This is a genomic window from Faecalibacterium sp. IP-1-18 (assembly GCF_023347355.1).
GTDB classification, from domain to species: Bacteria; Bacillota; Clostridia; order Oscillospirales; family Ruminococcaceae; genus Faecalibacterium; species Faecalibacterium prausnitzii.
Genome location: NZ_CP094472.1, coordinates 2,827,183 through 2,839,129, shown reverse-complemented (window position 1 = coordinate 2,839,129; position 11,947 = coordinate 2,827,183). Strand labels below are relative to the sequence as shown.

Annotated in this window: 9 protein-coding genes; 4 read left to right on the top strand and 5 right to left on the bottom strand. The window is 62.6% G+C overall.

What is annotated here, in order from left to right; all coding sequences use genetic code 11:
* Positions 1 to 255 precede the first annotated feature (255 nt).
* On the top strand, positions 256 to 1,440 hold the full coding sequence (locus MTP43_RS13480; RefSeq protein WP_015537600.1) for an alpha/beta hydrolase: 1,185 nt from the start codon (positions 256 to 258) through the stop codon (positions 1,438 to 1,440).
* A gap of 79 nt (positions 1,441 to 1,519) precedes the next feature.
* Here MTP43_RS13480 and MTP43_RS13475 read toward each other — a convergent pair whose 3' ends face one another.
* Positions 1,520 to 2,875: an MATE family efflux transporter gene (locus tag MTP43_RS13475; protein WP_005921479.1), complete on the bottom strand. Its 1,356-nt coding sequence runs from the start codon at positions 2,873 to 2,875 to the stop codon at positions 1,520 to 1,522.
* 578 nt (positions 2,876 to 3,453) lie between these two features.
* Complete coding sequence (locus MTP43_RS13470; RefSeq protein WP_117527771.1) at positions 3,454 to 4,893, bottom strand: alanine/glycine:cation symporter family protein; 1,440 nt, start codon at positions 4,891 to 4,893, stop codon at positions 3,454 to 3,456.
* A gap of 231 nt (positions 4,894 to 5,124) precedes the next feature.
* Here MTP43_RS13470 and MTP43_RS13465 point away from each other — a divergent pair, with 231 nt between their 5' ends.
* On the top strand, positions 5,125 to 6,048 hold the full coding sequence (locus MTP43_RS13465; RefSeq protein WP_044959828.1) for a hypothetical protein: 924 nt from the start codon (positions 5,125 to 5,127) through the stop codon (positions 6,046 to 6,048).
* Here the strand turns inward: MTP43_RS13465 and pdxR are convergent.
* The gene (pdxR, locus tag MTP43_RS13460; RefSeq protein WP_005921483.1) at positions 5,955 to 7,397 is read right to left on the bottom strand and encodes a MocR-like pyridoxine biosynthesis transcription factor PdxR; all 1,443 of its coding nucleotides are present in this window, start codon (positions 7,395 to 7,397) and stop codon (positions 5,955 to 5,957) included. The two genes, MTP43_RS13465 and pdxR, sit on opposite strands and share 94 nt — an antisense overlap.
* 166 nt (positions 7,398 to 7,563) lie before the next feature.
* Between pdxR and MTP43_RS13455 the strand changes: the two genes are divergently transcribed.
* Entirely contained in the window at positions 7,564 to 8,211 is a 648-nt protein-coding gene (locus MTP43_RS13455) for an ECF transporter S component (RefSeq protein WP_238057081.1), read from the top strand.
* A 52-nt stretch (positions 8,212 to 8,263) separates the two neighbouring features.
* Here MTP43_RS13455 and MTP43_RS13450 read toward each other — a convergent pair whose 3' ends face one another.
* Positions 8,264 to 9,514: an aminoacetone oxidase family FAD-binding enzyme gene (locus MTP43_RS13450; RefSeq protein WP_005921485.1), complete on the bottom strand. Its 1,251-nt coding sequence runs from the start codon at positions 9,512 to 9,514 to the stop codon at positions 8,264 to 8,266.
* A 156-nt stretch (positions 9,515 to 9,670) separates the two neighbouring features.
* Here MTP43_RS13450 and MTP43_RS13445 point away from each other — a divergent pair, with 156 nt between their 5' ends.
* On the top strand, positions 9,671 to 10,213 hold the full coding sequence (locus MTP43_RS13445) for a stage V sporulation T C-terminal domain-containing protein (RefSeq protein WP_044959831.1): 543 nt from the start codon (positions 9,671 to 9,673) through the stop codon (positions 10,211 to 10,213).
* Positions 10,214 to 10,328: 115 nt separating this feature from the next.
* Here MTP43_RS13445 and MTP43_RS13440 read toward each other — a convergent pair whose 3' ends face one another.
* The gene (locus MTP43_RS13440; RefSeq protein ID WP_117527769.1) at positions 10,329 to 11,918 is read right to left on the bottom strand and encodes a hypothetical protein; all 1,590 of its coding nucleotides are present in this window, start codon (positions 11,916 to 11,918) and stop codon (positions 10,329 to 10,331) included.
* Positions 11,919 to 11,947: the final 29 nt, after the last annotated feature.

Below are 11,947 nucleotides of genomic sequence, written 5' to 3'. Positions count from 1 at the left end.
ATGGCAGTCCTTTTTTGTACCCATTCTCATGCTTGTTGATTTTCACAAGAACTGACATACTAATATATCAATTTCGCACAAAAACAATAAAATCTATTTACAAGTGCATTGTATTGTGGTACGATTTGTGCGGATTTCGATGGCGTGATACAACTGGAATGTCTATCGGGCCCGGCAGCAGGGCGTTTGCTGCACAGCTTTGGGCGGCTTTGTTCTGCACAAATGAGCCGTCTGCATTTAAAAGGAGAAATGATGATGAACAGAAGAGACTTTATGAAGCTTTCCGCCGCTTCTGCCGTGACCATGGGCGCAGTGGCTGGCATGGCACCTGCATCCTTTGCTGAAAACGCTGGCGTGCACACCGATGCCGAGGTGCAGGCCATGGTGGCAGAGGAACTCCGTCTCTCCCGCGAGGTAGCCTTTTATCCGGCTGCTTTCCGGGGCGATTTTGACAAGTTCTATGTGCTGTTCCACAAGCTGTCCCGCGCTCAGTACGAGAAGGTGGACGGTGCAGCTGTGCCCGGCATCAATGCTTCTCACTACGATATGTGTGTTGCCCTGACCAATGCCCGCAAGGCGCTGCGCCAGATCAAGGACCCCAAGAGCACCGTTTGGGAAATTTGGGGAGATCAGATGGCCGTGGAATCTCCGCTGCCCACCAACTGGGAAAATTGCTACGATAACGAGGGCTTCCGTCCCTTCCTGAACCCGTACCTGCTGCGAGATCAGGGCAAGGTGAAGGGCAACGTGATCATTATTGCAGGCGGCGGCAGCACCCACCGCAACAACGTGGTGGAAGGCTACCCGGTGGCCGAGTTCTTCAACAAGAACGGCTACAACGCCTTTGTGCTGCAGCGCCGCGTCAACCCTTATGCCGCTGTGGATCAGCAGCTGGATCTGGCCCGTGCTATCCGCTACATCCGCCACAACGCCTCTGAAAAACACATCGGCAAGACCGATATCATGATCGCTGTGGGCTTCTCTGCCGGCGGCATGAATGTGATGCAGGTGGTGGCCGACCAGTTCGGCACTACGAATACCCCGGATAAGGTCTACCCCAGCTACGTCTGCGATGCTGTGGACCATGAGAGCGCCGACCTGAATGTGGCGATTCCCATCTACGGCCTGTTCGTCACCGGTCTGAACTTCACGAAGAACCCCAACCTGCCTCCGGTCTTTGGTGTTGTGGGTCAGAAAGATGGCCTGAGTGCGATGATGCTGCCCTCTCTGCCGGAGTGCGCGGATATCTTCAAGGATTTCAGCTTCTATCTGGCACCCGATGCGCCCCACGGTGTGGGTCTGGGCACTGGCACCAAGGGCTATGTGGACTACTACACCCAGATCGCCCAGTGGCCGGATATGGCTGTCAACTTCATCGAGAGCCGTCTGGGGCTGATGGAAAAGAAGATCGACATGGACTCCGTGGGCTTTGCATGGTAAGCTGCCCCGACAGGAGTACCTGAAAAACAACGACCCGCCGCATCTCTTTCAGTGCGGCGGGTCGTTGTTTGTAAAAATGTTATGTATGATACTCCATCCATTTACCCTTCCACGCATACAGGATCATGAGCAATGCGCCCAGACCCCAGCTGACGGGGTAGAGGATGAATACGCCCTCGATGCCGGAGAAGAAGGGCAGCAGGAACTGGATCCATACCACACGGAACAGGCACAGCGAGACCAGCAGCACCACCATGGGCGGGATGCTGGCACCCGTGCCGCGCACGGCACCGGCAAGGCCGTGCAGGATGCTGAGCAGGAAGTAGAACGGACAGAACCACCGCATGGCCAGCTTGCCGTAGGTGACCACGGCCTCGTCGGCGGTGAACAGGTGCAGAATGGCGTCCTGTCCGGCCAATAGCGCCGCGCCGGTGCAAAGGGTGTAGATGACCCCAATAGCAAGGGTGACCCACACCGAGCGCTTTACCCGGTCCAGACGCCCCGCACCGTAGTTCTGCCCCACAAAGGTGGTGGCAGCCATGCTGATGCTGCTCACCGGCAGGATGTTGAAGCCGTCGATCTTCATGTAGGCCGCAAAGCCCGCCATGGCGGCGGCACCGTAGCTGTTCACGCTGGCCTGCACCAGCACGTTGGAAAAGGAGATGACCATGTTCTGGATGCCGGTGGGCAGACCCACCCGGATGATGCGGCCTGCCATTTTGCGGTGCAGCCGGATGGCGGAAAGCTCCACCCGGCAGGCGTCCTCGCTTTTCATCAAAAAGCGCAGGCTCAGCACGCAGGACACCAGCTGGCTTAAGTCGGTAGCGATGGCAGCGCCCGCCACCCCCATCCGCAGCCCCACGATGAACACAAAGTCCAGCACGATGTTGGTCACCGACGCCCATGCCAGATACACCAGCGAGCGGCGGGAGTTGCCGGCGGCGTTCAGGATGCCGGCGGTCATGTTATACACCACGCTGAACAGCACCCCGCCGAAGTAGATGCGGATATAGGTCACGGCATCGGCCAGCACCTCGGCGGGGGTGTTCATGGCCACCAGCAAAGCGCGCCCGCAGGCAACGCCGCCCACCGTCAGCAAAAGCCCCATGACCACCGCAATGGCAAGGGAGGTGTGCACCGCCTCGCGGGTCTCCTTGTGGTCGCCCGCGCCCAGATACTGCGAGACCACCACGCCCGCGCCCACGGCAAGCCCCTGACTGAAGCCGATGAGCAGATAGATGGGCGACCCGCTGGAGCCCACGGCGGCAAGGGCATTGCTGCCCACAAAATTGCCCACGATGATGCTGTCGGCGGTGTTGTACATCTGCTGCAGCAGGTTGCCGAAGATCAGCGGCAGGGCAAACAGCAGCAGGCTTTTTACAATGCTGCCCTCGGTCATAAGGGTAGCGGTATTCCGTGTTTTTACGGCGGCCATGGGGTTCCTCCTCTCAGCGCAAAAAATCGCTTGTACCCCCTAGCATAGCACAAACCACGCCTTTGGACAAGGGGCGGGGCTGACGATTGAGAGTGTGCGCTCCGCAGGGAAAGATTCTGCTAGCCGAGGGATGTTCTCTTTTGACACCAAAAGAGAACCAGAAAAGTGCCAGCGATTTCGACGCGCTGGAGCCACGAAAAAGGGGCTGCTCGCCCCTTTTAACCCCAAAGAAGAGGGCTACACCGAAAAAAACTGAAGATTCACGCCTGTTCGGCGTGAAGATCTTTTAACCGTTTTTTCCGGCTCCGCCGATTCAAAGCCCCTCAGTCGCTGCGCGACAGCTCCCCCAAGGGGGAGCAGGCACGCCCACAAACTTTGTGCTTGAGCCGGAAACTTTCCCGTCATGCCAAAGGCTCCCTCCCAGAGGGAGCTGTCAAAACCGTCAGGTTTTGACTGAGGGAGTTCGTTCCAAACCCTTCCCGTGAAAAAGGGTTTCAGGAAAGTCCGCAGACTTTCCTGAAACCCGAAATAAAAAATAATTTTCCGCTGAATATGGCTAGAGCGCAGCGGAAGCCATTCTAAATCGTCTCACCCGCAGACAACAGCGGCGGCGCGGCGCTGCCGTGCAGCTTGCGGGCAAGGTAGTTTTGGGTAATCTTCACCACCGTGCCGGACAGCGCCACTACGCCGATGAGGTTCGGCAGCATCATCAGGCCGTTGAAGGTGTCGGATAGCGTCCATGCAAGGTCCAGCCGCATCACTGCGCCCGCCGGCATCAGCGCTACGAACAGCACCCGGTAAAATGTCCCAGCCCCCGCGCCGAAGAGATACTCCACGGCTTTGCAGCCGTAGCAGCTCCAGCCCAGCGCGGTGGAGTAGGCGAACAGCAGGATGCACACTGCGATGAGCTTGGACCCCAGCGCGCCAAACACGGCGTCAAAGGCATGCCCCACCAGTGCACTGCCCGCCGCCCCGGCGGCAATGCGCCCGGTGTCCAGATCCACAAAGCCGGAGGTCAGCACCACCAGCGCCGTCAGGGTGCACACCACCATGGTGTCTGCAAACACCTCAAAAATGCCCCACATGCCCTGCTGTACCGGCTCTTTTACGTTGGAAGCCGCGTGCACCATCACCGAGGAACCAAGCCCGGCTTCGTTGGAAAAAGCACCCCGCTTGAAGCCCCAAGTGACCGCCCGGGACAGCCCGTAGCCCACCATGCCCCCACCGGCGGCGCGCAGCCCGAATGCGCCCTTTACGATGGCGGCAAGCGCCGCCGGGACGGCAGTGATGTGCACCCCCACCACGGTGAGCGCACCCACGATGTACAGCAGCGCCATGGCGGGGACAAGCCGTTCTGCCACAGCAGCCACACGTTTCAGCCCGCCCAGCAAAATCACCGCCGACACTGCCGCCAGCACTGCGCCGGTAACGGCCTCCGGCACGCCAAACGCCGCTTTCAGGTTGCCTGCGATGGAATTGAGCTGGCTCAGGTTGCCGATGCCAAAGCTTGCCAGCGCGCAGAACGCAGCAAACAGCACCGCCAGCACCCGCCCCGGCTTGCCGCCAAGGCCGTCCCGCAGGTAGTACATCGGCCCGCCGCGCCAGCCGCCCGCCGGGTCTTTGCGGCGGTAGTAGATGCCCAGCACGTTCTCGGCGTAGCTGGTCATCATGCCCAGCAGTGCCATGACCCACATCCAGAACACCGCCCCCGCCCCGCCGGAAAGGATGGCGGTAGCCACCCCCACAAGGTTGCCGGTGCCGATGGTGGACGCCAGCGCGGTGCACAGGCTCTGGAACTGGCTGATGGCCTGTTCCTCGCGGGCGGTATGAGCGGTGACGCTCCGGTCGGTCAGGATGGCACCGAGGGTGTGCCGCATCCAGTAGCCCCACCGCCGCAGCTGGAAGCCCCCGGTGCGCACCGTCAGCAGCAGCCCGGTGCCGAAGAGCAGCCCCAGCCCCATTGGCCCCCACACGATGCCGTTTACGGCCTCGATTCCCCGCATGAACCGCTCTGGCATCCCATCCCCCCTTTTTTACCGTATCCTATGCAGCAGCCTTACTCCTCATGCGGTGCGGAGGGCTTTTCGGGGGCGGGTGCGGGAAGGGGTTCCAGCGTCAGCCAGAAGTCCTCCTGTTCCTCGCGGTCTTTTTTGTTGGGGTTTTCTGTTTGATCCATGCAGCATCCCTGCCTTTCTGCATAAAGGGTCGCCCGCTGGGCTATGCTTTATGCACAAAAAGGAGGCAGAGCCATGAAACACGCAAAACGCAGCGGCTGGCGTCCCTTCTGGGCGGCGCTGTGCGCCGCCCTGCTGGTGCTGCTGCCGCTGGTGGGCGGCACAGTGCTGCTCAGCCGCGCCCAGCTGCGCAGCAGTCTGCGGCAGGCCGCAAAAAGCCAGAGCGGAGTGCCCATCCGTCTGCCCAAAGCCGCCGACCGGTGCACCGTGCTGCTGTGCGTGGCAGACGAGACCCCGGGCTTTGTGCTGGCCTACCTGAACGCCGGGCAGAACTGCATCCATCTGCTGGCGGTGCCCGCCGCGCTGGAAGTGCCCTTTGGGGGCAAGAACGTCCCTCTTGCGGACTGTTACGCCGCCGCGGGCCCCGCCCGCTGCCGGGAAGCGCTGAGCGAGGTGTTCGCTCTGCCGGAGGATACCGACTATCTTGCCATCGCCCCGGCGGTGCTGACAAAGCTTGCGGCGCGGTACGGCGCAGTGCGGGTGGGCTTTACCGGGGCGCTCACACCGGAGCAGCTGGCGCGGTACGGCAAGGGCACCGGGGTGCAGGGCATTTCTGCCGCCGATGCCCACAGCTTTTTAGCGGCGCTGGATGCCGACACTTCTCTTTCGCCCCGGCGCAGCGCCGCCGCCCGGGCGGCGGTGTGGGATGCGTTTTTCCGGCAGGCGTTGGAGCTGCTGCCCACCACCCTGCCGCAGGGTCTGCGGGAGGTGAGCAGCAGCCTGCTGACCAGCCTGACCGCCGTAGACCTTGCTACACTGGAACGCACGCTGGAATTTTTAGCCACCAGCGCCGAGCCGGTGGATATCACCGCCGACGCCCTGCCCGGGGACTGGGCAGGCGGACACTATACGGTGTCCGATGCCTCCCGGGCGGCGGTGCAGAGCTTTTTCAACCTCTCCCCGGCGGCGGCGCAGTCCGCGTCCGGCAGCGAGCCGTAACCCAGCACCAGCGTCCCGGCGGCAGAATGCGCCGTGCCGGTCAAATCGTAGTCGCTCAGCAGGGAACAGCGCACCCCGTACTGCCGGGCAGCAGCCCGCAGGGCGGCGTCCGGCGGCGGGTCTTTCAGCTGCGCCAGCAGGTGCAGGCCGGTGTGCAGCCCCGCAAGGGTCAGCTCTTCCGGTGCAAAGGAGGTGCGCAGCGCCGCCACCAGCGCATCCCGGCGGGCTTTGTAGGCGGTGCGCTCCCGCGCTAAGTGCCGGGTGAAATACCCCCCGGTGATAAAGCGCGCCAAGGTCTGCTGCTCAAACCGCCCTACCGTGCCGGAGTACAGCCGGTACTTGGCCTGCCATGCGCCCAGCAGCTGCCGGGGCAGTACCATGTAGGCGATACGGATGCCCGGGGCAAGGCTGCGGGAGCAGGTGGACAGGTACACCACCGGGCCGTCTGCGCCCGCCATGCCCTGCAAGCTGGGCAGCGGACGGGTGTCGAAACGGAACTCGGAGTCGTAGTCGTCCTCAATGATGTACCGCCGCCCCGGGGCGCGGGCTGCCCAGTGCAGCAGCTCGGCCCGGCGTCCGGCGGGCATGGTGACCCCGGTGGGGAACTGGTGGCTGGGAGTGACGTAGCACACCGCCGCATCGCTGGCGGAAAGAGCCGTCAGCGACAGGCCGTCCGCGTCCACCGGCAGGCAGCGGCAGGGCACGCCGTTGTTTTCCAGCACCTGCCGGGCGCGGGGGTAGCCGGGAGTCTCCACGGCAGCAGGGCCGGGCAGCAGCGGTGCCAGCAGCCCCAGCAGATATTCCAGACCTGCACCCACCACCAGCTGCTCCGGGTCGCACTGCACGCCCCGGTACTCGGCCAGATACTCTGCCAGCGCCTGCCGCAGAGCAGCGTCGCCCCGGGCATCCCCGGGGGTGAGCAGCTCCGGCGCGGAATAGAGCAGTTCCTTTTGCAGCCGTGCCCATGTGCGGAAGGGGAACAGCCCCGGGTCCACGCCCCGGGTAGATAAATCGAACTGCACCGGCGGGGCGGTGTCGGCGGGGTGCGCTGCCACCGGCGCAGAGGGCGCGGCGGGCGGCTGCACCCCCTGCGGCAGGGCAAGATACTCCTGCACCGTGAAGCCGCTGCGCTCCCGGGCGGTCAGGTAGCCCTCGGCTGCCAGCATCTGGTAGGCGGTGTCCACCGTGTTCACCGAGACCGACAGCTCCGCCGCCAGCCGCCGCTTGCCGGGCATCCGGGTGCCCGCCGTCAGGGTGCCCGCCCGCATCTCGGCGGCAAGGCTGCGGTAGAGCTGCTCGTACAGCGGCACCGCCGAAGCCGGGTCCAGCGCCGTGGTCAGATGTACCATAGAATGTCCCTCCTGTCTGGGCATTGCGTCAAACTGACCCCATAAAAAAACTTTATTCTGGGTATTTTCATGGGGTCAGTTCTGCGTATAATAGGAGCATACCCGCCGGACACCCAAATGTCAAGTAGTTTTGTGGGGTTATCGGCACGATTGGAGGGAAAGTATCATGTCTACTACTGCAATGTGGCTGCTGCTGGCAGTCGTCGTTATCCTGATCCTGTTTTTCAGTGTGCTGTACAAGCGCCGCTTTACGGTGCACGAGCTGGCGCTTACCGGCGTGATGGCTGCGCTGAGCCTTGTAGCTTACCTGTTCTTCCGCATCCCGTTCTACGGCGGCTCCTCGTTCCATCTGGGCAACACCTTTACCGCCCTGACGGCGCTGCTGCTGGACGGCGTATCCGGCGGTCTGGCGGGTGCCATCGGTCTGGCGCTGGCAGATATCCTTGCCGGTGACCCGGGCTACGCTATTACCACCTTCGTGCTCAAGTTCATCATCGGCATCACCTGCGGTGCCGTGGCACATAAGGTGTTCAAGCTGCGGGATCAGGATCGTCACAGCGCCGGGTATCTGGTCAAGGTGATCGTTTCTGCGGGTTCCGGTCTGCTGCTGAACGTGTTCACTGACCCCTTCCTTGGCTACTTCCGCAACGTGTACATCTTTGGGCAGGAGTACACCGTGGCACAGGCGCTGACCAAAATTGCCGGCGGCGTCACCTTTGTGAACAGTGTGGCTTCCACTGCCTGCGCCGTGGTGCTGTATCTGGCACTGCGCCCCGCGCTGGAGCGTGCAAAGCTGCTTTCCAAGGGCGAGTAAAAATAAAAAGGGATCCTGAAGCGCCAGCTGGCGCTTCAGGATCCCTTTTTTGTTACCGCTTTCGGTTGCAAAGGTGCTTTGCGGCGTCCCGCCCGGCGGCAAGGCCGCTGCCGAACGCCCAGTGCAGGTTGAAGCCGCCGCAGCTGCCGGCGCAGTCCAGCGTTTCACCCACGAAGTACAGCCCCGGACAGCCCTTGAACTGGAAGGTGGGTTCCACCTCGGTCAGGGCAAGCCCGCCGCCGGTGGTCTGTGCCTGCCGCCAGCCGCAGGGGGCAAGCCCCTCGAACCGCCAGTGCTTGGCGGTGTGGGCAAGCTTCTGCCAGCTGCCTGCGGGCAGGGCGTGGGGGGCAGTATCCGGCAGGGCAGCGGCAGCCCAGAGGGCGCGGCCAAGCTTGCCGTGCAAAAGCCCCAGCCAGAACGCCGCCGCCGTGTCCTCGGCAAGCAGCGGTGCACGCGCCGCAAACAGGGCGGCAAGCTCTGTCTCCGGCACAGCGGGGAAGAGATCAAGTTCCACCGCCGGGTGCTTCGGGCTGCGCCCGGGGGCAAGCAGGCCGGACAGCTGCATGATGCAGATGCCGGAAAGCCCGTAGTCGGTAAACTGTACCTCGCCCATTTCTTCTGCCAGCACCCGGTCGCCGTCCAGCAGGCGGGCGGCGGCTTTGGCGCGGATGCCCGCAAGGCTCTTGTTCGGCTTTGCGCATTGCAGGGCGGTCAGGCAGGGGTAAAGGGGGCGCATCTGCCCGCCGCAGTCGGCGGCAAAGCGGGTGCCGAAGCCGTCCGTGCCGAACTGCGGCCCGGCGGCGCCGCCCATGGCGCAGATAACGGCATCTGCCCGCAGGCTTTCGGTGCCGCCCTCGGCGGTGGTAAACTGCACCGCGTAGCCGCCCTTGCTCTGCCGCAGGGTGCTTACCGTGCAGCCGGTGCGCAGCTGTACGGTGTGCCGCTGCAAATGCAGTTCCAGCAGCGCCAGCACGTCGGCGGCCTGATTGGAATAGGGGTACACCCGCCCGGCCTCATCGGTGCGGGTGTACAGCCCCAGCTGCTCAAACCACGCCAGCGGCGCGGCGGCATCCACCGCCGCCAGCAGGGGGCGCAGTGCGGCGGGGTCGGCGGTGAAGTACTTTTCCGGCGCAATGGCGGTGTTGTCCAGATTGCAGCGGCCGTTGCCGGTAGCCAGCAGCTTTTTGCCCACCTTGGGGTTGCGCTCCAGCACCGTGACGCGGACAGCGGGCGCGGCCTGTGCAGCCGCCAGCGCAGCGGCCAGTCCGGCGGCACCGCCGCCCAGAATAAGGATGTGTGCCATGCGGACACCTGCTTTCTTTGGGTTTATTCCTATTTATTGTAGCAGAACCCCGCCCGGAACGCAATGCGGCGGGCAAAGCAAAAAATGTGCTGCCGGTATAATTTGCCGCCGCTGACAGATACTACATACAAAGGAAACCGCAAGGAGGGCAAAATAATGAAAGCAACCGGTATCGTGCGCCGCATCGACGAGCTTGGCAGGGTGGTGATCCCCAAGGAGATCCGCCGCACCCAGCGCATCCGGCGGGGCGACCCGCTGGAGATCTTTACCACCGGCGATGGGGAAGTGATCTTTAAAAAGTACTCGCCCATGGGCGAGGTGAACACCCTTGCCGCCCAGCTGGCAGAGGTGCTCAGCCGCCAGTTTGCGCTGACCGCCTTTGTGTGCGACAGGGACCGCATTCTGGCGGTCAGCGGCAGCGGGCGGCGGGAGCTGACCGACCGCAGCATCAGCCAGCCGCTGGAAAAGCTGATGGAAGCCCGCAAGCCCTACCAGAGCCCCGGCGCACCGGAAAAGACCCTGCTGCCCTGCGAGGGCGCACCCCGGGTGCTGCTATGCGCCGCACCGGTACTGGCGGGCGGGGACGTGACCGGCGCGGTGGGTCTGTTGACCGAGGACCGCGCCGCCTGCCCGGAGGACGCCCAGTGCAAGGCCGTGGCAGTGGCGGCGGCCTTTCTGGCAAAGCAGATGGAGGAGTAAGGCGGGACGATTAAACGCATTTTTATGAGGGAGTTTCACCCGCAAAAACACCGCCGCCCGGCCTGTGAAAGCAAGCCGGGCGGCGGTGTACATGAAAGGATGAATGAGAAAATGATTAGTTAATGGTCACGGGCACTTTTTTCAGGCTGTTCCATGCGCGGATGATGCGTGCATTGGTCACCTTGGTGTCCGGGCCAAAGGTTGCACCGTAGTCGGACATCAGACCCTGCTCTACGCACCAGCGGGCAGCCTTCTGCTGCTCGATGTCGTCAGCGGGGATATCGGTGTACAGGGCGGTGCTTACGGGGTCGGGCTTGCCGGCAGTCGTCCACAGGACGGTTGCCAGCTCCTGACGGGTGGAGGGGATAAAGCCGCCCGGCAGCGCATAGTGCAGATACAGGGAAGAACCGTAGGCATAGGTAAGGTAACCCAGACCCGCAGCGCCCAGCACGATGCCAAGTGCGGCTGCACCGGAGGAGAACGCCGAGTCGATCTCGGAGTCATCCAGTGTAGGCGGTGTAGGCTCCGCGGTCACCAGCACGATGGACTTCGGCTGGGATACCTCGATGGTGTAACTGCCGTCCGCGTTTTGTTGTACGCTATCCATAATGGATTCGCCGTCTGCAAGGCAGTCGGTCAATACGGTATCGGTCTTTACGGTAATGGGGTTTGCCTGCTCAGATGTACCGTGAGGCACATAAAGGGTTCCGTAGCCGTTTTCAGAAAAGTCTTCATTTACAGGCACTTGGAAGGTTCTGCCATTCTGATCGCGCACAGTGGCAAAGCCGGTGTTGCTGCCTTGCGGCATGATAGGCTTTGCCACAAAATAACCGCCGGTGATAGAAAGATTGCCCGTGCTGATGGTGTATACATCCACATCTTTGGTAAACAGGCCGCCGGTGATGGAAAGCGAGCCGTAACGTCCTTTGTTGACAACCACGCCGTCAAACAGGCCGTCGCTGATGGTGATGGAAGCGTCACCATTCATGAGCAGCACTTTCTTTTCAAAGGTCCCGCCGGAGATGGTGCCCCGGTTGGACGCTTCTCCTTGGAAGGTGCCGCCGGAGATGGTGCCCCGGTTGGACGCTTCTCCTTGGAAGGTGCCGCCGGAGATGGTGCCCCGGTAGTTGTTGTTCACATCCCCTTGGAAGGTGCCGCCGGAGATGGTGCCGTCGTTGGACATAGCCCCTTGGAAGGTGCCGTCGGAGATGGTGCCCTGGTTGGACGCTTCTCCTTGGAAGGTGCCGCCGGAGATGGTGCCCCGGTTGGTGGTCCAATTGCCGGCGGTGCCGCCCTTAAATTCGGCAGATCTCTTAATAAAGAGACCCGGCTGCAATGCGCTTGCTGCCCCGGGCTCCGAGGAGGGCTGCAGGGTGAAGGTGCCGGAGTTCAAGAACAAGGCGGTTGCGTTGTAGTACCAATGGGCAACGTCACCTTGGCTTGTGGGATTGCCTTTGGCGTCCAGATCGATGGTAATGCTTTCGGCGGTGTTGTTCTCTGCGTCCAGATCACGGCTGCTGCGGGTGGCGGCTTCCTCCTCGGTGCTGCGGGAGACGTCGGCCTCCTGTACAAGGGGTGCAGCCTTTTTGGCCGTGGTCTGGGCGGGTGCATCGAACACCGGGGCGGCTGCCAGTGCAGACACCGGCAGCAGGGACAGCAGCATACTGCCGGTCAGCAGGATGCTTACAATGCGTTTGGCTTTCATAAAGTTTCGCTCCTTTCGTGTGGGTTTTA